Origin of the sequence: Botrimarina mediterranea, assembly GCF_007753265.1 — a bacterium.
Lineage (GTDB): Bacteria > Planctomycetota > Planctomycetia > Pirellulales > Lacipirellulaceae > Botrimarina > Botrimarina mediterranea.
In genome coordinates, this window is record NZ_CP036349.1 from 1,988,440 (window position 1) to 2,010,191 (window position 21,752).

General features: G+C 63.7%; 24 protein-coding genes. 9 read left to right on the plus strand and 15 right to left on the minus strand.

Annotated elements, in window-relative coordinates; all coding sequences use genetic code 11:
- Window position 1: 1 nt before the first annotated feature.
- Window positions 2-877: a helix-turn-helix domain-containing protein gene (locus tag Spa11_RS07925; protein ID WP_145110448.1), complete on the minus strand. Its 876-nt coding sequence runs from the start codon at window positions 875-877 to the stop codon at window positions 2-4.
- 178 nt (window positions 878-1,055) lie between these two features.
- On the opposite strand from Spa11_RS07925, the gene Spa11_RS07935 reads away from it, so the two are divergent.
- A complete protein-coding gene (locus tag Spa11_RS07935) occupies window positions 1,056-1,421 on the plus strand; it encodes a hypothetical protein (RefSeq protein WP_145110452.1) in 366 nt (121 codons plus the stop codon).
- 176 nt (window positions 1,422-1,597) lie between these two features.
- Here Spa11_RS07935 and Spa11_RS07940 read toward each other — a convergent pair whose 3' ends face one another.
- Window positions 1,598-2,638 (minus strand): hypothetical protein, encoded by a 1,041-nt coding sequence (locus tag Spa11_RS07940; RefSeq protein ID WP_145110455.1) that lies wholly within the window; start codon window positions 2,636-2,638, stop codon window positions 1,598-1,600.
- 337 nt (window positions 2,639-2,975) lie between these two features.
- On the opposite strand from Spa11_RS07940, the gene Spa11_RS07945 reads away from it, so the two are divergent.
- From Spa11_RS07945 to Spa11_RS07960, 4 genes are all read left to right on the plus strand, one after another.
- A complete protein-coding gene (locus Spa11_RS07945) occupies window positions 2,976-4,334 on the plus strand; it encodes an MFS transporter (protein ID WP_197529822.1) in 1,359 nt (452 codons plus the stop codon).
- A 75-nt stretch (window positions 4,335-4,409) separates the two neighbouring features.
- Window positions 4,410-4,640 carry a DUF433 domain-containing protein gene (locus Spa11_RS07950; RefSeq protein ID WP_145110461.1) on the plus strand — a complete coding sequence of 77 codons (231 nt, stop codon included), beginning with the start codon at window positions 4,410-4,412 and terminating at the stop codon, window positions 4,638-4,640.
- Entirely contained in the window at window positions 4,637-5,011 is a 375-nt protein-coding gene (locus Spa11_RS07955; RefSeq protein WP_197529823.1) for a DUF5615 family PIN-like protein, read from the plus strand. The genes Spa11_RS07950 and Spa11_RS07955 overlap by 4 nt, the downstream gene beginning before the upstream one ends.
- A 35-nt stretch (window positions 5,012-5,046) precedes the next feature.
- Window positions 5,047-5,562, plus strand: coding sequence for an Imm21 family immunity protein (locus Spa11_RS07960; protein ID WP_197529824.1), 516 nt, complete (start codon window positions 5,047-5,049; stop codon window positions 5,560-5,562).
- Between the two features lie 67 nt (window positions 5,563-5,629).
- On the opposite strand, the gene Spa11_RS07965 is transcribed toward Spa11_RS07960, so the two are convergent.
- From Spa11_RS07965 to thiC, 4 genes are all read right to left on the minus strand, one after another.
- A complete protein-coding gene (locus Spa11_RS07965) occupies window positions 5,630-6,292 on the minus strand; it encodes a hypothetical protein (RefSeq protein WP_145110465.1) in 663 nt (220 codons plus the stop codon).
- 83 nt (window positions 6,293-6,375) lie between these two features.
- Window positions 6,376-6,696 (minus strand): pyrimidine/purine nucleoside phosphorylase, encoded by a 321-nt coding sequence (gene ppnP / locus Spa11_RS07970; protein WP_145110468.1) that lies wholly within the window; start codon window positions 6,694-6,696, stop codon window positions 6,376-6,378.
- A gap of 159 nt (window positions 6,697-6,855) precedes the next feature.
- Window positions 6,856-7,242, minus strand: coding sequence for a heavy-metal-associated domain-containing protein (locus Spa11_RS07975; protein ID WP_145110471.1), 387 nt, complete (start codon window positions 7,240-7,242; stop codon window positions 6,856-6,858).
- A gap of 29 nt (window positions 7,243-7,271) precedes the next feature.
- Window positions 7,272-8,609, minus strand: coding sequence for a phosphomethylpyrimidine synthase ThiC (thiC, locus tag Spa11_RS07980; protein WP_145116936.1), 1,338 nt, complete (start codon window positions 8,607-8,609; stop codon window positions 7,272-7,274).
- Between the two features lie 496 nt (window positions 8,610-9,105).
- Between thiC and Spa11_RS07985 the strand changes: the two genes are divergently transcribed.
- Entirely contained in the window at window positions 9,106-9,834 is a 729-nt protein-coding gene (locus Spa11_RS07985; RefSeq protein WP_145110474.1) for a hypothetical protein, read from the plus strand.
- A gap of 83 nt (window positions 9,835-9,917) precedes the next feature.
- Here the strand turns inward: Spa11_RS07985 and Spa11_RS07990 are convergent, their stop codons facing one another.
- From Spa11_RS07990 to thpR, 3 genes are all read right to left on the minus strand, one after another.
- The gene (locus Spa11_RS07990) at window positions 9,918-11,564 is read right to left on the minus strand and encodes a trypsin-like peptidase domain-containing protein (protein WP_145110477.1); all 1,647 of its coding nucleotides are present in this window, start codon (window positions 11,562-11,564) and stop codon (window positions 9,918-9,920) included.
- Between the two features lie 49 nt (window positions 11,565-11,613).
- Window positions 11,614-12,753: a recombinase RecA gene (gene recA / locus Spa11_RS07995; RefSeq protein WP_391503325.1), complete on the minus strand. Its 1,140-nt coding sequence runs from the start codon at window positions 12,751-12,753 to the stop codon at window positions 11,614-11,616.
- A gap of 279 nt (window positions 12,754-13,032) precedes the next feature.
- Complete coding sequence (gene thpR / locus Spa11_RS08000) at window positions 13,033-13,617, minus strand: RNA 2',3'-cyclic phosphodiesterase (RefSeq protein ID WP_145110480.1); 585 nt, start codon at window positions 13,615-13,617, stop codon at window positions 13,033-13,035.
- Window positions 13,618-13,746: 129 nt separating this feature from the next.
- Between thpR and Spa11_RS08005 the strand changes: the two genes are divergently transcribed.
- Window positions 13,747-14,241, plus strand: coding sequence for a chemotaxis protein CheX (locus Spa11_RS08005; RefSeq protein ID WP_145110483.1), 495 nt, complete (start codon window positions 13,747-13,749; stop codon window positions 14,239-14,241).
- A 28-nt stretch (window positions 14,242-14,269) separates the two neighbouring features.
- On the opposite strand, the gene Spa11_RS08010 is transcribed toward Spa11_RS08005, so the two are convergent.
- Window positions 14,270-15,187 (minus strand): PfkB family carbohydrate kinase, encoded by a 918-nt coding sequence (locus Spa11_RS08010; RefSeq protein ID WP_145110486.1) that lies wholly within the window; start codon window positions 15,185-15,187, stop codon window positions 14,270-14,272.
- 104 nt (window positions 15,188-15,291) lie between these two features.
- Complete coding sequence (locus tag Spa11_RS08015; protein ID WP_145110489.1) at window positions 15,292-16,182, minus strand: cobalamin B12-binding domain-containing protein; 891 nt, start codon at window positions 16,180-16,182, stop codon at window positions 15,292-15,294.
- Window positions 16,183-16,448: 266 nt separating this feature from the next.
- On the opposite strand from Spa11_RS08015, the gene Spa11_RS08020 reads away from it, so the two are divergent.
- Both Spa11_RS08020 and Spa11_RS08025 read left to right on the plus strand, forming a co-directional pair.
- Entirely contained in the window at window positions 16,449-17,447 is a 999-nt protein-coding gene (locus Spa11_RS08020; protein WP_145110492.1) for a sigma-70 family RNA polymerase sigma factor, read from the plus strand.
- A gap of 34 nt (window positions 17,448-17,481) precedes the next feature.
- Window positions 17,482-18,018 carry an AhpC/TSA family protein gene (locus Spa11_RS08025; RefSeq protein ID WP_145110495.1) on the plus strand — a complete coding sequence of 179 codons (537 nt, stop codon included), beginning with the start codon at window positions 17,482-17,484 and terminating at the stop codon, window positions 18,016-18,018.
- Between the two features lie 201 nt (window positions 18,019-18,219).
- Here the strand turns inward: Spa11_RS08025 and Spa11_RS08030 are convergent, their stop codons facing one another.
- The 4 genes from Spa11_RS08030 to Spa11_RS08045 form a co-directional block, all read right to left on the minus strand.
- Window positions 18,220-18,921 (minus strand): hypothetical protein, encoded by a 702-nt coding sequence (locus Spa11_RS08030; protein WP_231933198.1) that lies wholly within the window; start codon window positions 18,919-18,921, stop codon window positions 18,220-18,222.
- Between the two features lie 229 nt (window positions 18,922-19,150).
- On the minus strand, window positions 19,151-19,630 hold the full coding sequence (locus Spa11_RS08035) for a 6-pyruvoyl trahydropterin synthase family protein (RefSeq protein ID WP_145110501.1): 480 nt from the start codon (window positions 19,628-19,630) through the stop codon (window positions 19,151-19,153).
- A gap of 154 nt (window positions 19,631-19,784) precedes the next feature.
- On the minus strand, window positions 19,785-20,513 hold the full coding sequence (gene folE / locus Spa11_RS08040; RefSeq protein WP_197529825.1) for a GTP cyclohydrolase I FolE: 729 nt from the start codon (window positions 20,511-20,513) through the stop codon (window positions 19,785-19,787).
- A 333-nt stretch (window positions 20,514-20,846) separates the two neighbouring features.
- On the minus strand, window positions 20,847-21,485 hold the full coding sequence (locus tag Spa11_RS08045) for a peroxiredoxin (protein WP_145110504.1): 639 nt from the start codon (window positions 21,483-21,485) through the stop codon (window positions 20,847-20,849).
- Window positions 21,486-21,752: the final 267 nt, after the last annotated feature.

Here is a 21,752-nt window from a genome sequence, read left to right on the forward strand (position 1 = left end):
GTTAATGGTTGGCGTGGAGTGATTGCTGAAAGTCGATCAGCTCTTGCAGCGACGAACCGACTAAGCCGCAGCGCAGCCGTGATCGGACGTCGTCATCGATCGCCGTGCCGCCGACCGCGTACTGACAGCGTCGGCCGTCGATCATCGGCGCCGCTTCGGCCATGGCGTTGAGCTCGGCGACGAACGCGTCGGCGTCGCTCTCCAGGTGCGTGACGCTCAGGCACGCCAGCAGCGGCTTGCGTTTGTCGACAATGTCGGCGATCTCGCTAAGCGGCAGGCCGCTGCCCGCCATCTCGACCAGCCAGCCCTCGGCCAGCAGCGCCAACTCGACCAGCCGCGGCGGCGCCTCGGAAAAATCCAGCGACGGCGTCGCCACTAGCGCGAGCGGCGCGTCGTCCGCCGGCGCTGCGAGCCAGCGACGCAGCTCGTGCAGCGTCGCCATCATGACCTCGCAGCTGCGCCGCTCTTGATGCACCGCGACCGTGCCCGCAGCCCAGCCGTCGCCGACGCGCCGAAACGCCGGGCCAATCAACCGGTCGCCGAGCGCAGCGATCGATTCGCCGCGCTGGTAGAACGACAGCACCAACTCACGGCACGCCGGCTCGTTGCCCACCACCATCGCCGCGAAAAGCTCGTCGACGGCCGACTCGAGCGCTGCCCCGCGCGAGGTCGCCACCATGCCGAGCACGGCGGGTTCGGCGAGCTGATGGCCCGTTTCGCGGATGAACTTGGCGATGCTCGGTAGCGGCACCTTGCGATGCCCGCCCGCCGTCTTCGCCGCCGGCAGTCGGCCGCTATCGACCCACCGCTTCACCGACGACTCGCTGACGCCGAGCGCTTGGGCGATCTGCTTCGGGGTGAATACCGCCGTGGACATGGGGCGATGCGATCTGCGCGACGGGGGCGGCGAGTAGGCCCGGCGCCGTCCCCGGTTTGCCAAGCGAAGGACGGGCGGCGTTCCGCGGATTGTAGCATCCCCCAGCCCATCGCGAACGGAGCGTCGCGCCGTTCTAATGGTTGTCTAGGAAATCCACGAAACGACAGGAGCCATCGGCGTGGCGAAGTGCGACGAGGGATACCTTTGCGAGGTCTGCGGCGACGACGTCGGGGCGATCACCGACTCGGACCTCTACCTGCGCTACGTGATCGGGATGCTCGACCCCGAGGTCCTGCACACCACCCGCGAACGCCACCAGCGCTGCAATCCGTCGCTGGCGCAGTACATCGTGGACGAGAAGTTTGCGCCGGTCGTCTGCGAGGGCCCCTTCGACAAACGCGAACTCGACCCCGACTACGTCCGCCAGCGCGAAGAGCTCGTCACCCGCGGATGGCGGCGATTACGAGAGGTGGTGAAGTCGGGCCTGCCGATCGTCGAGTACCCGTTACCGGAGGTCCTAGCGCAGTTGCGCGATCAAGATTGAACCGTGAAGCCGATTAATATTCACCACGACGGGCACGAAGGACACGACGGCCTGTCATTGGGACAAACATCGCCCCAGTAGCCGGCCGTCGTGTCCATTGTGTCCGTCGTGGTTATGTTATTTCCTGAACCACCGAGGGCTAGCGCCCGCGGCTCAAACGGATCCGTTGATAGACGTCACTTTTCGTAGAACTGGACGGCTGCAACTTCGTCGCCCTTCTGGCCGATGGCGCTGACCCGGTTTGGCGCCTGAATTTCGATCTGGAGCAGCTGGATCCGGCGTGTCAGCGATTTCTCGGTTTCCTTGAGCCATTCGAGTTCTTCTCGGCGTAGTTCCAGGTCAGTGCTCGGCGCCGGTGCGTTGGCCGCAGGCGACGCGAGCGTCTCTGCGAGTCGATCTTTCAACAGCTTCTCTTCGGCGGCAAACAGTTCGTCGATGGCCGTTGACTTCGCCTCGGTTTCTTTGGCTGAAGCGTCGTCTTCTTGGGCATCTGCATCGGTCCGCAGTCTCCGCAGCTTCTCCTCGAAGTGTTGGGTCTGTAGGTCTTCAATCCTTTTGCGAAGCAGCCGAGCCTCGTCCTTCAGCCATTGCCGCTTCGCTGAGCTAGCCGCGTCATAGCCTTGATCGACCTCGAGTTGATGCAAGGTCTCCGCTTTGTCCCGCACGCTCCCGCTGAGCCGTCGTAAAGAACTCTGCAGGATTTGCAGCGGCATCGTGCGTTGGCTTTGCTCGTAGAAGACGACCTCGTCGTAGTACGCCTTCGACACCGCGTTCGCCAAGGCGACGAGGTCTTCCTTCGGCGCCTTGTCGTCGGCGACTGTGATTTCCATGATGTCGCCATCGCCGGGGAACGTCACCAGCAGGCGCTCTTTGAGCCAGCCAACTTTGTCGGTTGAATTGCGGAAGACAGACAGCGCGGCGACACCAGGCTGAGCGAGGGCCGCATTGAGAACCAAAGGGGACTCGACATACGCTCGCTGCGTCTTGCGGAACCGCTCGGACTCGTGGCGACTCGCGGGTGCGACCTCCGTGAGGCTCAGCGGTGTCGCCGAGACTTTGTACTGTGCCGCCGCGCGTCGTCCTGCCGGAAAATCGATTGCCGAAGGCGAAGGGGACTGGCCGAAGGCTGCCGACGTACCTGCGGCTGCGAATGCAATCCCCGCCAGTAGCGTTGGAACGCCGTAGAAAAGCAGCGAAGAGAACGCTCTTGCGGTCATGGATCAGGAGTCCTTGCGGTTCTGTACTGACGGATGCCTCAAAGGACGCAGTAGCCCGCCACAGCGTTCCACCTCGCAAGCAAGAAAAATTGGAGCCATTTCAGGAGGGAAGACCGCTGAGAAATTCTCGCCACGACGGGCACGAAGGACACGACGGCCTGTCATTGGGACAAACGTCACCCCAGTAGCCGGCCGTTGTGTCCTTTGTGCCCGTCGTGGTTCAATCCTTTCCGGCGCCACCGAGGGCTACCCCCCACGGCTTAGACCGAATGTGGTGGTTCGTCGATCGGGGGGACTCGTCTTCCGGCAAACGGCTTTCTCGCCGACAATCCGCCGCATGACGCACCACGACCAGCCGCTGCCGCCCGCCGCCCCTTCCGAATCCGAGGCGCTGCCGACCTCGACCCGCGTAGCCGAGGCCCTGCCCCCGCTGATGCAGGACCGATCGTTCTGGGGCATGACCGCGACGCAGTTCCTCGGCGCCTTCAACGACAACCTCTTCAAGCAGCTGATGCTGCTCCTGGCGACGCCAACGGCCGTCGAGATCGCCGCCGCCGCCGCCCGCGGCGAGACGGAGCCCGATCGCCAGGCCGAGGCGATGATCGTCTTCGCCACCGCAATCCTGCTCTTCACCGGAATCGCGGGGTGGCTTGCTGACAAGACGAGCAAGCGGACGCTGATCATCGGCTCGAAGGTCGCCGAGATCGTCGTCATGGCGATCGGCATGATCGGCTTCCTGATGTACGGCTCGATAGGCTTCGGCGGGATGCTTGTCGTGCTCTTCTTGATGGGGATGCAGACGGCGTTCTTCGGCCCTCCCAAGTACGGCATCCTCCCCGAGACGATCCACGACCGCGACCTGCCGACCGCCAACGGCATCTTCTTGATGTTCACCTTCGTGGCGATCATCTTCGGCACCGTGCTCGCAGGAGCGCTGGGGTCGAACCCCGCCACGGTCTGGCGCGGGTCGGCTGTCTGTATCCTCATCGCCGTACTCGGCACGGCGACAAGCCTGCTGACACGCCGTGTGCCGCCCGCGAACCCCGGCATGCAGATGCGTTGGTACGACTGGCTCGTGCCGCCCGAGTCGATCGCCTTGTTGCGTAAGGACCGGGAACTACTCATGGCGCTAATGGTCACGAGCAGCTTCTGGCTCTTGAGCAGCATTGTATCGCAGGCGGTGAACTCGTTGGGCAAGTCGCAGTTGGGCCTCGACGATCTACACACCAGCATTCTCACGGCGACGCTCGGCGTGGGCATCCCGATCGGCTGCCTGATCGGCGGCAGGCTGTCCGCCGGCCGCATCAATCCGCGCGTCGTCGCGGTGGGCGCCATGGGCATCGTAATCAGCCTCGGGCTGATGAGCCTTCGCGGCGGAGAGAAGGATCATCTCTTGGGCTTCTACGGCAGCATCCCGGTGCTGATCATCGCCGGCATCAGCACGGGCGTCTTCATCGTGCCGATCCAAGTGGCGGTGCAGGCCTTGCCGCCGGCCAACGAGAAGGGCCGGATCATCGCCCTGATGAACCAAGTGAACTGGATCGGCATCATCCTCGGCGCCGTGATCTTCAAGGCGTCGGTAACGTTCTGCGAGACCTGGAACCAACCCCGCAACACGGCGTTCGCCGTCGGCGCCCTGGTGATGCTGCCAATCGCGCTGTTCTACCGGCCGAAGGAGCGGAGTTTGGGTGATTGAGAGTCTGCTTTTGGCCCCAGGTTAATGCCGGAGCTATAATGCCAGCGGAAGGCTTCCCTAACGGATAGACGCGCGATGAATCATCACGAGCGAATTACGCTAGACCCGGCTGTCATGGGCGGCAAGCCCTGCGTCCGCGGCCTCCGTGTCACCGTCGCCACGGTTCTCGGGCTGCTCGCTTCAGGACACAGCCGCGAAGAAGTGCTGGCGGCTTACCCGTATCTGACGGCGGACGACCTCGACGCGTGCCTCTCGTACGCCGCGTGGCGCCTCGAAGAGCGTGAAGAAGTGCTCGTCGGCCCATGAGCGTTCATGTCCTGGTTGATATGAATCTCACACCCAACTGGGTTGGGTACTTCGCCACGCATGGAATCGACTCCACTCACTGGAGCACCGTCGGCGATCCAGCGGCGCCCGACACCGAACTGATGGAATGGGCGCGGATCAATCACGCCGCCATCTTTACCTACGACCTCGACTTTGGAACTGCGCTCGCGCTGACCGGCGCCGCTGGTCCTAGCGTCATCCAGCTACGAGGCCGCGACGTTTTGCCGTCGCAAGCCGGTTCCACTGTCGTCAAGGTCTTGCAGAAGTACGCGGCTGAGATTGAGGCTGGCGCACTGGTTGTTATCGACGAGACACGGCTTCGTGTGCGGATCTTGCCGTTAGGCGACTGACGCGGGAATTGCGATATCGGGACAGATCTATGTCTATGCCAAGCAAATTTCGATTGTTGTCCGATTGGATTGAATCGAACGGCGGCCCGTTGGTTCTCACCTCGACGCAGAACGCCAAAGCTTGGCGCGGAGGTTTCTGGGAAGACGAGTCGTCACATTACCGCGCGGCGTGTAACGTCAAGGGGTGGACCGGACTCATCCTCATTGAGGGCCACCAATTCGCTGTGCTGAATGACTTGCCCTTGCCAACGATCGCTGCGAATGTTGATGATTCAACCCTACTGATTCGCTGGTTGTATGCCGAGTCTGATGAAGAACTCTTGGGTGCGGCAGCAGATTGGGTGAGTCGTTTCGACTCTAAATCTGTGCCTGCGTGCGAGATCGAATTGGCTTGCCGACCTGGGTCGCTTGTTATTTTTGACTCAGCCTACGACGGGACAGCTGATCACGGCGGCGCGACATTCGAAATCGAGTACCCTGCCGAATCGATTCGCACCTACATGGTAGAAGCGGACGAACAAACGGCATTCCTGGTAGACCGGTTAGTCTGACCAACCGTTTAGTCGAAACGTGCGGTCTTGTAATTCGGTGGGTCATGACCCACCCTACTTCCTTACCTCAAATATCTTTTCGCGATGGTGCGGCCCAGTATACGCCGAGCGAGCGACCGGCCATGCCGCCAGCAATCGCCGCCAGCAGGACGAGTAACGCAGGCGGTAGCGGAGAACTTTTCGCGAAAATAGCCAGCATTCCGAATACAGAAATCCACACCCCAATACCAGCTCCGAGTGCTGTGGATACGTAGGTCCTCCCTCCAAGGAACGGACGCGAAGTTAGCAAGGCGATGCGACTGCTCCGAATAGCGCCACCAGCAGCTACCCCTCCAAGAGACATTAGCGTCGCCACACAAAGCCCAATCGCTGTGAGCGTGCGAGAGTTGTCGAACGGTGATAAGGATGGCTCGTTGACGATTCCGTGGATCGCCAAGACGACGTCGTCGGGAAAAGGGAAACCAAGAGGCCAAGCATTCGGTGAGCCGGCGATGCGGAAACTACCCCAAACTAGAAAGAGCCCCGGCATGATGCATCCGACAGCCAGGAGAGACGATGCAACCCACACGTAGCGGTTGGAGAAGGCTCCAAAATGCCGCGACGACAGCGAGAAGCAAGTCACAAACAAGAGCGAGCCTGCTAATGCGATCAATCCTGCAGGATGGCTAGCGATGGCAACAACGGCCAACAACGAAAGGGCTATCAGCCATTCCCATCGTCCCACATTCATCTCGGTCTAGCGGTAAGGTCCGATCTAACCTGAGCAGACGTAGGTTGGGCCCTGACCCACCCTACGTACGGTGACATTTTTCGTCACCCCTCCAAGTACGAGCACACATAATCCGTCACCTCACTCGCCCGCACCTGGAACTTTGAATTCCCCGGCACGTTGAACGACTCGCCGCCGTTGTACTCCTTCCACTCCATCTCGCCCGCTAGTTGCACGCCGAGCTTGCCGGCGGTGATCTCCATCAACTCGGGCTTGTCCGTGCCGAACTCGTACTCGCCCGGCTGCATCAGGCCGAGGGTCTTCGTCGTGCCGTCGGCGAACTTGATCGTGCGGCTGGTGACCTTGCCGTCGAAGTAGACGTTGGCGGGGACGACGACGGTGACGCCGGAGAACTCTTGGGGCATTTGGGAGAGGCTAGGGGCTGGAGGTTAAAAAGAGCCGAAGGCTCCTGTGGGAGGGGTCTCCAGACCCCGATTACGGTATCCATTCCGAAACGGTGTGGTGCGCGTAATCGGGGGCTGGAGACCCCTCCCACAACAGTTTCGTTGTTGGAGATTTCTTGATCAGCCCGCGTTGTCCGACGGCTTCTCACCTTCAATCGGCGCGACCTCTTCGACCAGCGTCGCCTCGCCGTAGCCGGCGTCTTCGATCGCGGCGATCACCGTCTGCGGCTCGAAGGACGCTTCCTCGACCGCGACCGTGACGATTTTCGACTCGGGGTCCGCCTTGGCGTCGACGACGCCCGGCTTGTTCTTCAACGCTTCGACGATCGTCGCGGCGCAGGCCTCGCAGTGCATGACGGGCGCTTCGAACTCAACGACGGGCGCGTCCTCGGCGTTGAAGACCACGCTCGTGGTCATCTCCGAGGTGCCTGACGTCGTGACGCTCGACGACGGCGCGCCGCCGCAACCGATGGCCGCCATTACCAGCCAAACGAGATGGCGTTTCATGTTCGACTCACTCTTGTAGGGAAGGGAGGTCACTCCGCCGTGGCGGGCGCGGCGAGTTGCACGAGCTCGCCGTCGGCCGCCATCTTCTGGATGTCCTGCGTGATCTTCATCGAGCAGTACTTCGGCCCGCACATGCTGCAGAAGTGGGCGCTCTTGAAGGTGTCTTGCGGCAGCGTTTGGTCGTGGTACGCGCGGGCCGTCTCGGGGTCGAGCGCCAGACGGAACTGCTCGTTCCAGTCGAACTCAAACCGCGCTTTCGACAGCGCATCGTCACGGTCCTGGGCGCCGGGGCGCTTGCGGGCGACGTCGGCGGCGTGGGCGGCGATCTTGTAGGCGATCATGCCCTGCTTGACGTCTTCTTTCTCAGGAAGGCCGAGGTGCTCCTTTGGCGTGACGTAGCACAGCATCGCCGCGCCGTGCCAGCCTGCGAGGGCGGCGCCGATGCCGCTGGTGATGTGGTCGTAGCCCGGCGCAATGTCGGTCACCAGCGGGCCGAGCACGTAGAACGGCGCGCCGTCGCAGACCTCGGCCTGCCGCTCCATGTTCATCTGGATCTGGTCGAGCGGGATGTGCCCCGGGCCCTCGACCATGACCTGCGTGCCACGTTCGCGGCCGCGCTTGGTGAGCTCACCGAGCACGTCGAGTTCAGCGAACTGCGCGGCGTCACTGGCGTCTGCGATTGAGCCGGGACGCAGTCCGTCGCCGAGGCTCCACGTCACGTCGTACTGACGCATGATGTCGCAGAGGTCGTCGAACGCCTCGTAGAGTGGGTTCTGCTGGCGGTGGGCCATCATCCACTTGGCGATCAGCGAGCCGCCGCGGCTGACGATGCCCGTCACCCGGTTCATCGCTAGGTGCAAGTGCTCGAGCATCACGCCGCAGTGGACCGTCATGTAATCGACGCCCTGCTTGGCCTGGTGCTCGACCATGTCGAGGAAGTGCTGGGCGGTCATGTCCTCGATGTCGCCGCCGAGCTCTTCGAGCATCTGGTAGATCGGCACCGTCCCGATCGGGACGGGCGACGCGCCGATTATCGCCTTGCGGATCCCGTCGATGTTCTTGCCAGTCGAGAGGTCCATCACGGTGTCGGCGCCGAAGTGCACCGCCGTATGGAGCTTCTCGAGCTCACCGTCGATGTCGCTGGTGACGGCCGAGTTGCCGATGTTGGCGTTCACCTTGCACTTGGCGCCGACGCCGATCGCCATCGGCTCGAGCGCGCCGGCGAGGTGCACGGTGTTGGCGGGGATCACCATCCGACCGCGGGCGACCTCGTCGCGGATTGTCTCGGCGGACAACCGCTCACGCTTCGCCACGTACTCCATGGCGGGGGTGATCTCGCCAGCGCGGGCGAACTCGTACTGCGTAATCGGGGCGGGCATCGGATTCCTGAAACGTTATGACGGCCAGAGTTTAGTCACATCCGCGGCCGGGCGAGGGAATCGCGGGGCCCGCGGCGGGCGAATCAAGTGGTGGCCGCCGTTGATAGGGAGGTCGGTTGAGACTTGCTGGATGGGGGTGTCCTCACTTTCCGCAAACCGTTGCAGCGGCAGAGGTTTCACCGTCATCGTATCGGGGCCGGGGGGGGTGTCAACGCGGCGCCGTCGTCGATTGCCCGACGACGGGTGGCGTGCGTCACGGGCCGCTGGTCCGGGTTGTGCCGGTGGCGCCGACCGAACGTCCACCGACCCAACCCCGCGTCGATTGTCGCGCCAAACCCGTCGGCTTAGGCTTAAACTGGAAGCTGTGACACCAGCGTCGCCCCCGGGCGTCCGATCGATGCCCCGACCCTACGCAGGCCTTTTCTTGAATTCCGCCAGATCGACCACCGGCTTCACCCGTGCCCGTCGCTCCGCGGCCTGTCTGGTGGCATGGCTTCTAGCCGCTTGTTCGCAAGCGGAGACGATCGAGTTCGTCGTCGATCGCGTCGATGGCGGGGTCTTTATCAAGAACTCCGGCGCCACGCCGTCGATCATCGACGGCTACACCATCTTCTCGCCGTCGGACGCGTTGATTATCAGTGGCTGGACGCCGATCGCCGGCAACTACGACGCCTCGGGCGACCAGTCCGTGGACTCGACTTCCGATTGGTTTGTCATCGGCACGCCAACCGCCACGACGGTCAGCGAAGCTTCGCTAACCGAAGAGAGTGGTTCACTCGACCCCGGGCAGGTGGTGTCTCTGGGCCTGTTTTTCGACTTGGCGAAGCTCGAAGGCCTCGCCGTCACGGTCAGTGCCGGCAACCAGACGATCGTCGTTGCAGGCGATTACCGCAACCTCCAGGCTGACTACAACGGCGACCTCGTCGTCGATCATGGCGACTACGATGTCTTTCAGATGACCTACGGCTCGACCGGCGCCGGCCTTGCCGCCGACGGCAATGGGGATGGCGTCGTCGACGCCGCCGATTACACCGTGTGGCGAGATTCGCCCGAGCTGTCACTCGCGTCGATGCCGGCGATTACAGCCCCGGGGCTTTCGCTGCCGGGCTTCGTGGAAGCGGCGCCGGGCGGGGTCGTGACCATCCCGGAGCCTGCCGCGGTTCTACTGGCAGCACAGCTGCTCGCCTGCTGCCTACGACGCCGGGCTCGGTAGAGCTCGCGACGCCCTACGTCCAAGAGTACGCACGCCCTCGTGTGCGTACGGGGCTGGTTAAACGCTAGACGCCAGTCAGAGGCCTATTCGGCGAAGGACGCCGGCGCTTTGGTGTTCAGCGGTCGGGTGAACTTCAGGTTCACATTGGCCGAAGCGTCACGCACCGCATCGAAGAACTCTTCTGGAGAGCGGACCCGCTTGCCGCCAACGTGGCTGATGAACGCGTAAGGCCGCACGCCGCTCTCCCACGAGACGCTCCCCTCTTCGACCTCGCTGACGACAACGCACCCCTCGGGATCGATTGCCCCTTCTGCCGTCTTGACGCGGAGCACCTCGGGCGGGACCGCCGTGGGGTAATCGACGCGGATGCCGCGCCACGAAGGCATCTCGGCGCTGATGATCTGGTCTCCCCCATCGAGGTAGGCCTTGCCGAGCACGACGCTCGTGTTGTGCAGTTGGCCCTGGCGTTCGTACACGATGTCTGTCGCGGCGCCGGGAGGGAGGCTGCCGACCGCCAGCTGCAGCGCGTCAGGCGACTTGATCGATTTGCCGTTGACCTCGAGCAAGAGGTCGCCCGGGAGCAGGCCCGCTACCTGGGCCGGGGCGCCGCGGTACGAGTCGCGGACGCCGATGCCCATGCGGCCCGTTTTCGCGTTTCGAGACGCCACCCGATCGAAGCTGACGCCCAGCAGGCCGTATTCCGGCGCCATGCCATCGCGCATCGTCTCGACCGCGCGACGCATCGCCGCGTTGAGCGGAATCGCGTAGCCGGCAGGCTGCTCGTGGCCGGCGATCGTCGAAGCGGTCGTGGTGATCCCTACTAGTTCACCGGCAAGGTTCACCAGGGCTCCACCGCTGGCGTTCCAGCCGAGCCGGGCGTCGGTCTGGATCAGCGAGCCGAAGTGGTGCAGCGTCGTGCGGAACTGGCCGTCCGACTCCACCTCGCCCCCCAGGGGCTCGTTCTGCGGGACGCGGGCGGCAGTGTTGGTGATCGAGCCCCAACTGGCGGTCGGCTGCCCGTCCGACTCGATCGCGTAGGGATTGCCAATCGACACCACCAGCCGTCCCTTACGCAGGTCTTCTGCTTTTCCGATTGGGAGAGCGGGCAAGTCGATGGCCTCGGGCGCCGCCCCATCGTCGCCGGCCTGCCCCGCCTCGAGCCGCTTGCGGATCGCCAGCACCGCCAAGCCGCTCCGGCCGTCGGCGGCGCGGAGGTCGGCCAAGTAGCGGACGCCATCGGGCGTCGTAACGACATGGTGGTCATCGAGCCCAACGACCGCGAACTGTGTCAGCACGATTCCCGACGGATCGATTACCACACCGGCGCCGCTAGGGGGCGTAGCGGCGTCGGTGACCATCTGCAGATTGCCGAGCCTACCGGCGATCAGTGGCTGGCCCTGGATGAAGAACCGCGGTTGGCCCGCCTGTTGGCCGAACGGGAGACCGTTTCCTCGCACGACACCGCCACCAATCGCCACGCCGCCGGGTTGCTGGGCAGCGCCCGCGACGAGCTCGGGCGACTCGGTGTGACGGGTGATCGACACGACCGACCGCTCGCTGCGTTCGATGAGATCGACCAGCGACGACTCGAGAGCCAAAGCCGCAGCAGCTCCTTCGCCCACCGTCTGTGCCCACGCGGAAAGCGGGCAAACACTCACCACAACGCCAAGAAGCATCGCGGCGAGGCGGGCGTTCAGCCAACGGCGTTGAGTGATAGCGGCTAGCCCCACGCGGAGGTCCTTTCGGTTGGCGTTACGCTGGCGCCGCGTCGGTGGCGGCTCAGAGCGACTCGTCCAAGTCGTCGTCCGCTTCGGCCTCCTCGGCGGATGGCTTATCGACCCGCAGGAGGTCGTCGAAGCCGCCCGTGGCGAGGAGCTTTTCGCGGATCTCTTCGGCGATGTCCTTGTTTTCACGGAGGAACAACCGGGCCTTCTCACGCCCCTGACCGAGCTGCATCTCGCCGTACCGGATCCAGGCTCCGGTTTTGGTGATGACCTTCTTCTCGGTCCCCAGGTCGATCAGGTCGCCTTCGTAGCTGATCCCGTCCTTGTGCATCATATCGAACTCGGCGACCCGGAAAGGGGGCGCGACCTTGTTCTTGACGATCTTGGCCCGGACCCGTTGGCCCACGACCTCTTCGCCTTCCTTCAGCTGGCCGATGCGGCGGACGTCGATCCGGCACGAGCAGTAGAACTTCAGGGCCCTACCGCCGGGGGTGGTTTCGGGGCTGCCGAACATGACGCCGATCTTCTCGCGGATCTGGTTGATAAAGATCACCGCGCACTTGCTCTTGGAGATGGCGCCGGTGAGCTTCCGCATCGACTGGCTCATGAGCCGGGCCTGGAGGCCGACGTGCGAGTCGCCGATCTCGCCGTCGAGTTCCTTCTTGGGCACCAGGGCCGCGACCGAGTCGATGACGATCACATCGACCGCGTTGCTCTTCACGAGCATCTCGGTGATGTGCATCGCCTCTTCGCCGTGGCTCGGCTGGCTGACCAACAGCGTCTCGAGGTCCACGCCGAGCTTCTTCGCCCAGCTGGGGTCGAGGGCGTGCTCGGCGTCGATGAACGCGGCGATACCGCCTTTCTTCTGGGCCTCGGCCACCACGTGCAGGGCGAGGGTCGTCTTGCCGCTCGATTCGGGGCCGAAAACCTCGATGATCCGGCCTTCGGGGATGCCTTGGCCGCCGAGGGCCATGTCCAGCGACAGGCTCTGCGTCGAGATGCCGTTGATCCGGCGGTCCGAATCGGCGCCGAGGGGCATGATGGCGCCCTCGCCGAACTGCTTCTCGATCGCGGCGACGGTGTGACGCAGGTCGTCGCTGTTCTCCAGGACAAGGTCCATGACCGACTTCTTGGCGTCGGCTTTCGGGCCTTTCTCTTTGGAATTGCCCTTCTTAGCGGCGGATTTTTTAGCCATCGAGGTGTTCTTCGAAGCGGGGGCGTTCTTGGTGGCGGCGGCGCTGTCGGTAGTCTTGGCAGCGGAACCGTTAAGCGTGGCGGTGGCGACCATCGGGCTTCGGCCCGGCGGCGACCGGGCCCCTTTATGCGGGGAGAGTTAGCGAATGGCAAGCGGACGCCGGACGAGCCGGCCTCAGGCAATCCGTCGGTGGATTACGGATAACTGTACGCAGGAACAGTGTATCGGTGTTCGGGTGTTCATGCAACACTTTTTGGCCACTATCTCCGGGAATTTGCCTCAACCTCCTTCCATCCCCAGCGGACACGTCGCCAGGGGGTAGTACTCCGGACCACCCCGGTAGAGTTCGCTGGAATAGACAACGACTTGGTCCACCGCCAACTCGCCGGCGTCGTAATCGGCAAGGCCCTCCAGGACGCTCACCAGATGCGGAGAACCGCCACCCGCGCCGCGCGGCAGGCGGGCCAGCGTCCAGTGGGGGACAAACCCCCTATTCTCACCCCGCTGCGCCAAGTCACTCAGGGCGTCGTCCAGGTCCGCTTGCAGCCGGCAAACGGCCTCTCCGCCCTCCCGAGCTCCCAGCCAGACCGCTCGCGGGCGCTGGGCGTCGGGGAAGGCGCCAACACCCGCAACGCGGAGCGAGAAGGGCCCGTTCGCTCGGGCGACCCACTCGGTCCGGCTGCAGACCTCGGTGATCTCGGTGTCCGACAGCTCGCCGAGAAACATGAGGGTTAGATGAAGATTCTCCTCGCTCACCCAGCGGGCGCCACCGAGGTGCGGGCGGAGTCGGCCAATCAGCCCACTGGCGCGGCGGCGGAGGGCGTCATCGGCTTCGATCGCGACGAAGGTGCGGGTTTTACCCATCGAGTGACGTGGTAAGGGGAAGGGGATCGCGGAAATCCGAAGCGGCGGGGATCAACTACGGGGGCTGGGCCCTAGATTTGAAGTGTACCCGACGCCGCCATCCCTTATTTCCGCTACTGCCACGGCTTGATGTCCGCCACCTTCGTCCAACCGACCTCTGACGTCATGGTGGCAGTCATCAACCCCTTGTTGGGTTCGGTGGTCGAGACCTTCAACACGATGCTGGGCAGCAAGGCTCGGCGGGGGGCGCTTGAACTACGCGGCATTGACGCCGAGCCCTACGAGATATCGGCGTTGATAGCGCTATCGGGCGGGACCAAGGGCGTGATCTGCCTAAGCTTCGATCGGCTGACAGCGCTAGAGATCGGCGCGCGGTTGCTAGGCGGGTCGAACTGGAAGCTAACGCCCGCGGTGCTCGATGCGGTTGGCGAGATCGCGAACGTTGTCGCGGGCTCGGCGAAGAGCAAGCTCGAGATGGGGCTCAACATGGGACTTCCGGCGATCGTCCGCCGAGAGAACTTCTGCATCCGTTTCCCGAGCGGTTCGGACCCGATGCGGCTGCACTTCGACTCCGACATCGGACCGTTCTTCGTCGATTTCGGGTTCGTGGTCAGCGGCTTGTAAGGGTTGTAAACCGGCCGCCCAATCAGTGTCAGAACGCCAGCATCCGCTTGTACGCTTCGAGGCGCTCATCGATCTGTTCGCGCGTCACCTCGGTCATGCGGTGGAGCCCGAAGCCCTCGACGTTGAAGCTGGCGACCACCGTGCCGTAGGCCATCGCCGTCTTGAGCGTGGCCGGATCGACGGCGTCTTGCTCGGCGAGGTAGCCCATCATGCCGCCCGCGAAACTGTCTCCGGCGCCGGTCGGATCGACGACGTTCTCGGTCGGGAAAGCCGGCAGGGTGAACACCTCGATAGCGCCCACCAGGTCGCGTCCGATGAACATCGCGCCGTGCTCACCCTTTTTGACGATCACGAAGCGCGGGCCCATGTCGAGCACCGCATGGCCGGCGCTGACGAGGTTCTGTTGGCCGGTGAGCAGCTTGGCCTCGCTGTCGTTGAGCACCAGGCCGTCGAGCTCGCCGATCAACGCGTCGAGGTCCTTACGGTGCTCGTTGATCCACAGGTCCATCGTGTCGGCGACAACGATCTTGCGATCGAGGGCCTGCGAGAGGACCTTCGCTTGCACCGCGGGGACGCCGTTGGCGAGGAACACGTAGCGTGCGTCGCGGTGCTCTTCGGGGACCACGGGGTCGAACTCGCCGAAGACGTTGAGCTGAACGTCGAGCGTCTCGCGGTCGTTCATGTTGTCGAGGTAACGCCCCGTCCAGCGGAACGTCCGCCCGCCGGCCTTTCGTTCCAGGCCCTTGGTCGAGACGTTGCGCGACTCGAGCAGTTCGACGTGTTCGGCCGGGAAGTCATCGCCGACGACGCCCACCAGCCGCACCGGCGTAAAAAAGCTGGCCGCGTAGGAGAAGTGCGTCGCCGAGCCGCCGAGGAGGTCGTCGCGACGCTCCACTGGGGTTTCGACGTTATCGATCGCGACTGAGCCAACAACGAGCAGCGACATCCGGACAAGCCTCAAGCGGTGAGCGTTTGGGAAGCGACCGGGCCACATGCAAGCGGCGCCGGCGGCTGAAGAGCCCTGATCGTCCCGTACGCGCCGCCGATTGGCTAGTGCCCGCGCGGCGGAGTCGCCTTCGCGATCGGATGCACGCCGCGAGCGATCTCGAGGAGCGACGTCAGGTTGGCGCCGATATGAACCCGCGGATTCAGTGAAGCCCCGACCACGGCCCGAGCTTCGCGGCCGCCGACCACCACCGGCATCGTGGGCGTGGTCGTTTCGAGAAACTCGTTGAAGCCGCCGCGGAGTTCCTCGATGTCATGGACGTGAGACACGCTCAGCCAGAAGAGCTGGGGCTGGTGCCGCACCGCGGCCGTGGCCATCGTCGCGAAGGGGAGCGAACTACCCAGAGACGTGGCGTCCCAGCCCTCTTCGGCGAGCACCACCTCAACCATCAGCGTCGCCAGCCGGTAGTGATCACCGGTCGGAGAGCCCCCCATCGCTGCCGGGGCGTCGGGGCTGGGAGCGGGGAGGTACGACCGCAGCTCGAACAGCACCCGGTTGATCGACTCGCAGGCTCGGCGTTCCTGGTAGACCTCGGTCGCACCGCACACCCAGCGGTCGCCGATGGTGTGCAGTGTCGGGGCTAGAAGCCGCTCACAGAGCCCCAGGACGCCCTCTCCGGCCAAGTAATGGTCCAGGACGACCCGACGTGTGGCGGCGTGATCTCCGGCCTCCAACGAGGCCAGGAGGGCCTCACGGGACGACTCTAAGGTCGCGACGCGCCGCCCGGCCCCGACGGGCAGGCCGAGCGCTTCGGGGCTCACCAGCGGGTGGCTCTGCTCCCGTAGAAACCGCACGACTTCGCGGATTCGGATTCGCCGGTGGCCGCCCGGGGTCTTCTCCGTAGTGATGACGCCCTGGTCGCACCAACGCTTCAACGACGATTCGCTGACCCCGATCGAGGCCGCAACTTGTTTCGGGCTAAGGAGTTCCTGCATGTGGTAACCGCGGGTAGTCGACCGTCGAAGCAGGTCTGGAAAGACTCTAGCGCCCCGGCCAAGCACGGGTAGCTGTCCAGGTCGGCAGGAATTCACTGCACCTCAGTTTAGCCTAGCTGATCCAGGCAGTGAACGATTTGGCCGATTTTGTGCTTGATCTGGGGCTGGAGTGGCGATAGGGTTTCAGGTGAACGATTTGGACGATTTATTAAGGCCCGCAAGACAGCGGGCGAACCGCCAAGCTCTCTTCCGCCAGGAAATCCCCGATGGCAACGCTCAACCCTCCCGTCCGCCGCGCCCCGTCTGCCACCGTCACCAAGGCGAAGTCCGCCAAAGCGGCCACCAAACCGAAAGGCCCTTCAAGCAAGCGTCCCAACCGCCCGACGGCTTTGGATCGCCGGGTCGAAGAGCTCCGGCGTGTTGAGATCGATTACATCCCCAACGACAGCTTTTGCTTGGCCAACGACGAGCCGACTGGCCTAGCCGCCGAAGTCGAGCGTGGCGACGCTCCTGCCGAAGCCCTCGCCGCGGGTCTGCCAGCGCATCTCGGCCGCATGTCTGCGACGCGACTGCTCACCCCAGAGGAGGAACGTGACCTCTTCCGCCGGATGAACTATTGCAAGTTCCGGGCGCAGGCGTTGCGATCGAAGCTCGGCCGCACGGCGCCCTCGGCGGCTCGGGTCGCCGAGATCGAGGATTGCTTGCGGCGTGTGACGCGGCTGCGGAACCACCTGATCCAGGCGAACACCCGACTCGTGATGTCGATCGCCCGGCGGTTCGCCAACAGCTCGAACTCCTTCGACGACCTCCTGAGCCACGGCATCGTTTCGCTGATGCACGCCATCGAAAAGTTCGACTACGACCGCGGCTATCGATTCAGCACCTACGCGACGTGCGCCGTGCGGCGCGACCTCTGCCGTCACGTGATGACGCAGCGGCGAGACTCACAGCGGTTCAGCACCGGCGCGGACCTGCTGCTCAACGACGTCGGCGCCGAGCCCGGCGACGCCCAGCACCTCAGCGAACCCGAGTGGGGCGTACTCAACTCGTCTCTCGTGCAGATGATTCAGCGCCTCGACGAGCGCGAGCGGTTCATCGTCACCCACCGCTTTGGCCTCGGCGACGGCGCCAAGCGGGCCTCCTACAACCGGCTCGGACAGCGGATGGGCATCTCGAAGGAACGCGTTCGGCAGCTCGCCAACCGGGCGATGGAGAAGCTGCGCGAATGGGCGCCCGATTATCGACTCGAGGCTTTGGTAAGCTGACGTAGGTCAGTCCTTTCCACGGGGAAATAAGCCGATGTCCGAGCCATCTTCGTCTGCAATCGCCTCGCTCCCCACCTCGACCGAAGGGGCAACGCTCGCCGAGCTGTCCCAAGAGCGGCCGGTGTTTGTCGTGCTGCTCCGCCACGCCGGTTGCACTTTCCACCGCGAAGCCCTGGCGGACCTCAGAGCGGTCGAGCCCGAGATCGACGCCGTCGGCGCGCGGTTGGCGATCGTCCACATGGGGGCCGGTGACAACTCGATCGAGTCCGCCGAGCGCTACGACCTCCGCAGCGCAACGCACGTCGCCGACCCCGACCAGCAGCTCTACAAAGAGCTGGGCATCTCCCGCGGCCGCCTCAGTCAGTTGCTCGGTTGGCAAGAGTTCTCAAGAGGCGCAAGTGCTTGCCTGCTCAAAGGCCACGGTGTCGGCGTCCTGAAAGGCGACGGCTTGCAGCTCGGCGGGCTGGCGCTGATCAACAAGGGACAAGTTGTCTGGAAACGTCCGCTCGAGCGCGCGTCCGAGAGGCCCGACTATGTCGTGGAAGTTCGGGACGCTCTTAAGGCTCTTTAGAAAGCGTTGGTACGCCGGTTCTACGCACTGTACATCTTCGACTGCTTCAGGGTGGGAGCGCGGCAGACTTGTGCCGCTCTGACCTGTTGATTCGCCGCTTCGGCAAGCGGACGCAAAAGAGAAAGCCGTCTAGAGAATCTAGACGGCTTTCGCATTTTCAGATGGCCAAGTTCTCGGTTAACAGCAGCTGTCGCATGCCGATCAAGCGTTTCGAGCCGGCCGTAGACCGAGCACTCCGCCGAGGCTGAGGAGCGACCAAGCCACTAGCGAAGTCGCCTCGGGGACGACGCCCGCGCCGGTAGCGACAAGCACTCGGACTTGGTCAACGCCGGAGCTGTTGGCCAGCAAGATGTCAAAGTCGAGCGTCCGTTGATCGTTGCCAACGGATGCAATGAGCCGATCGATATTGGCGCCACTCAACTCCAATCCCCGCGATGCACTTCCGGTTGCGGGAGTGTTGGGATACGTCGTCGTCGGCGACAAGCCCAAGGTCGCATCGGTAGCTGTTAAGTCCGCGCTAAGAAAAATCAGACCGAGAATGTTTTGAGTGAATGTAATCGAGCCCGTCGCGCTTCGGACGGGATTACCATCCCCAGTCGCGCTGACGGGATCAAAGTGGAAGAACCAGGAGTCGAAAGTCGCCGTCACGATCCCAGGCGATTGGCCACCAGGAATGTTGGTTTGCGTGCCACTCACCAAGTGATTAACGGCTTGGTCGGTGAGGATGCCGGTCTGCTCTTGGAAGCCAAAAATTGTGGTGTCCGATTCGCCAGTGCCGCTGGCTCCGTTCAGAACGTCGGTCGGGGCGCTGATGATTTGCACCGAAGCCTGCGCGACGCCAACGCAACCCAGGAGTGCAATCAGCGAGCACAGGGCGAAGCGAGCTCGGACGAGACCCTTCAAGGAGTCTTGAACCACTGAACAAAGAGTACCGAAAGCCATCAAGAACTCCGGGAAGTACGACTTATCTGATGCACGTCGAAGAATCGCTTTATTCGCGCAGGTTTGCCCAGTTTACCGACCTTGCTGGCCATGGCAACTGATTTTGCCGGGGAAGCTTGCGATTAACCTCATGTCACATGCGGCTCGCCGCATCTGTCGGGCGTCGTGCCAAGTCGTTGTTCGCACTTGGTTACTCGGTGACAGCCGACTTCTTCCCGCCGGTCAGGCGTGATGCATCCCGGTTGTCGGCGATCCAGTCTTCGCGCGTGTAGGTGATGACTGACGAGTCGGTCTCGCGCACTTCGAGTTGCGCCAATCGGAAGCCCATCTCGGTGATCTCACTGAACAGGGTGAACGCCAGGTTCTCGACTGTCGTCGGGGCGTCGAACACCTTGAAGCGGAACCGCTCGCCCGTGCGGCGCTCATGGTCTTGCAGCGTTTCGTAGAGCGGGTCGGTGCGGTTGATGAGCATGCCGTGGTCGTAATGCTCCTTGAGGTACGGCTCGATCTTCGCGTCGAAGTCGCCGAACAGCGTCGACAGCGCCCCGGTGCGCTCGACCTCAAAGTGACACACCAACCCGTACCGGTGCCCGTGCAAGTTGCGGCACTTGTCCTTGAGCTGCTCGTTGCGATGCGCGGCGTAGAACTTGTATTGCTTTTGGATAATCACGGGGGGCTTCGTACGGTGAGCGGCTTCGGATGTTCGCTGTTAGTTGTGATGCAAAAGGGGAAAGGGGAAACGTATTGAGTATTGATGCCGGCTGAGAGGCCATGGGAAGACTAATTCTTTTCCCCTTTCGCCTTTCCACTTTCCCCTTTCGGCGTCAGCCTTTCGTGATCAGCGTCATCACCTCGGCGCGGCTCGCTTGGTTGGTCTTGAAGACGCCGCGGAGGGCGCTGGTGACGGTGCTTGCGCCGTGCTTCTTGATCCCGCGGATCGACATGCAGGAGTGCTCGGCCTGGACGACGACGGCGACGCCCTTCGAGTTGAGCTTGGATTCGATCAGGTCGGCGATCGTCTGCGTCATCCGCTCTTGCACCTGCGGGCGGCGCGAGACCTCTTCGACGACGCGAGCCAGCTTGCTCAGGCCCGTGACGCGGCCGTTGGGCAAGTAGGCCACGTGCGCGACGCCGCTGAACGGCAGCAGGTGATGCTCGCACATGCTGGTGAAGCGGATGTCGCGCACCAGGACGATCTCGTCATACGACTCGGGGAACGTGACGTCGAGGTGCCGGCCCGGGTCGAGCGTCAGGCCCTCGAACATCTCGGCGTACATCTTCGCAACACGCCGCGGCGTTTCGAGCAGGCCCTCGCGGTCGGGGTCTTCGCCGACCGCCTGCAAAATTGCTCGCACGGCGCCCTTGATCGCTTCAAGATCCACCGGAGGCTTGTCTTCGGATGCGGACAGACCTTCAGCCGCGGATAGTTCGTTGCTCACGCTGGTGGGGTGTTTGGACGCATCGAGATCGGCGGGCCCCGCGGGCTTGTCGTGTCGATTGCCCGCCGCGGTGTGACCGTTCTTGATCGCGCCGATTTCCAATGCCACCGACATGCCGGGGACTCCGTGTGTTAGAGGGACCGTTGGCCGCCTGGCCGTCCCTTTCAATTAGGCCCGGTCCGCCGGAGGGGCAGAGTCGGAGGTGTGTGGCGCCGCGGCGGGAGGCGACCGAAGTTCGCCCAAAGTGAACCGCCGGCGTCCAGGTAACTGTAGAGAAACGGCCCCCGGTGACAACTGGCGCCCTGGGGACAAAGGCGGGAGCCCGCGGCCCCAAAAAACCACGAGCCCGTCCGGCGGTGGTCCGTCGGACGGGCTCGGGCAATCTGTAGGGGCCGTGGGGGCCTCTCACGCTAACCGGGGGCTAAGGCCCCGCGGCTAACGGACAGGTCACGCCGTCGTCGAGTACTCGCTCTCGAAGAAGGTTTTCGACGCGTCGACGGTTGGCTTGATCGTGGCGGCGCCTTCCTTCCAGTTGGCGGGGCAAACCTCGCCGTTCTTCTCGAAGTACTGCAACGCCTTCACCATCCGCAGGGCCTCGTCCACGCTGCGGCCCAGCGGCAGGTCGTTCACCACCTGGTGGCGGACGACGCCCTTCTGGTCGATCAGGAACAAGCCACGCAGGGCGATGCCGCCCGGCAGCAGCACGCCATACGACTCGGCGATGCCCTTGGTGAGGTCGGCGACGAGCGGGTAGGCCGTCTTGCCGATGCCGCCCTGCGAACGCGGGACCTGGGTCCACGCGTGGTGCGTGAAGTGGCTGTCGACCGACACACCGAGGATCTGCACGCCGAGCTTCTCGAACTCGCAGGCGGCGTCCGAGAAGGCGATGATTTCCGTCGGGCAGACGAACGTAAAGTCGAGCGGCCAGAAGAACAGCAGCACGTACTTGTCGTCGTAATCCGACAGCTTCACTTCCTTGAACGACCCGTCCGGCATCACGGCCTGAGCGGCGAAGTCGGGCGCCTGCTTCTGAACGAGCGTGGCGGGGGGAAGCTGGTAGTCCTCAAAACAATCGTGATCGCTCATTACGTGCTCCAGAGATTCCGTTGTGCGGGCAGGAGCCGCCCCATCCGGGCGGCCATGGTTGGGGTGGGCCAGTTGGGGTGGGCCAATAGCACACAGTTATAGACGGCTTGGGGGCGTGAGCAAGACGCTAAAGCCATGCGGAAATAGCATAGGTTCTATGCGGGGCATGCAATGTGGGAATGACCAAGGTCCAAGCCCCAATGACCAATAGCGTGCTACTGCACGGACCTTCCCTTAGCCTCTCAGCCCCTCGAATCCTCAGCCCCT

What these genes read in the sequence shown, in the direction of transcription:
- Spa11_RS07925 (WP_145110448.1), bottom strand. Translation starts at nt 877, where the DNA reads ATGTCCACGGCGGTATTCACCCCGAAGCAGATCGCCCAAGCGCTCGGC.
- Spa11_RS07940 (WP_145110455.1), bottom strand. Translation starts at nt 2,638, where the DNA reads ATGACCGCAAGAGCGTTCTCTTCGCTGCTTTTCTACGGCGTTCCAACG.
- Spa11_RS07945 (WP_197529822.1), top strand. Translation starts at nt 2,976, where the DNA reads ATGACGCACCACGACCAGCCGCTGCCGCCCGCCGCCCCTTCCGAATCC.
- Spa11_RS07950 (WP_145110461.1), top strand. Translation starts at nt 4,410, where the DNA reads ATGAATCATCACGAGCGAATTACGCTAGACCCGGCTGTCATGGGCGGC.
- Spa11_RS07955 (WP_197529823.1), top strand. Translation starts at nt 4,637, where the DNA reads ATGAGCGTTCATGTCCTGGTTGATATGAATCTCACACCCAACTGGGTT.
- Spa11_RS07960 (WP_197529824.1), top strand. Translation starts at nt 5,047, where the DNA reads ATGCCAAGCAAATTTCGATTGTTGTCCGATTGGATTGAATCGAACGGC.
- Spa11_RS07965 (WP_145110465.1), bottom strand. Translation starts at nt 6,292, where the DNA reads ATGAATGTGGGACGATGGGAATGGCTGATAGCCCTTTCGTTGTTGGCC.
- ppnP (WP_145110468.1), bottom strand. Translation starts at nt 6,696, where the DNA reads ATGCCCCAAGAGTTCTCCGGCGTCACCGTCGTCGTCCCCGCCAACGTC.
- Spa11_RS07975 (WP_145110471.1), bottom strand. Translation starts at nt 7,242, where the DNA reads ATGAAACGCCATCTCGTTTGGCTGGTAATGGCGGCCATCGGTTGCGGC.
- recA (WP_391503325.1), bottom strand. Translation starts at nt 12,753, where the DNA reads ATGGCTAAAAAATCCGCCGCTAAGAAGGGCAATTCCAAAGAGAAAGGC.
- thpR (WP_145110480.1), bottom strand. Translation starts at nt 13,617, where the DNA reads ATGGGTAAAACCCGCACCTTCGTCGCGATCGAAGCCGATGACGCCCTC.
- Spa11_RS08005 (WP_145110483.1), top strand. Translation starts at nt 13,747, where the DNA reads ATGTCCGCCACCTTCGTCCAACCGACCTCTGACGTCATGGTGGCAGTC.
- Spa11_RS08010 (WP_145110486.1), bottom strand. Translation starts at nt 15,187, where the DNA reads ATGTCGCTGCTCGTTGTTGGCTCAGTCGCGATCGATAACGTCGAAACC.
- Spa11_RS08015 (WP_145110489.1), bottom strand. Translation starts at nt 16,182, where the DNA reads ATGCAGGAACTCCTTAGCCCGAAACAAGTTGCGGCCTCGATCGGGGTC.
- Spa11_RS08020 (WP_145110492.1), top strand. Translation starts at nt 16,449, where the DNA reads ATGGCAACGCTCAACCCTCCCGTCCGCCGCGCCCCGTCTGCCACCGTC.
- Spa11_RS08025 (WP_145110495.1), top strand. Translation starts at nt 17,482, where the DNA reads ATGTCCGAGCCATCTTCGTCTGCAATCGCCTCGCTCCCCACCTCGACC.
- folE (WP_197529825.1), bottom strand. Translation starts at nt 20,513, where the DNA reads ATGTCGGTGGCATTGGAAATCGGCGCGATCAAGAACGGTCACACCGCG.
- Spa11_RS08045 (WP_145110504.1), bottom strand. Translation starts at nt 21,485, where the DNA reads ATGAGCGATCACGATTGTTTTGAGGACTACCAGCTTCCCCCCGCCACG.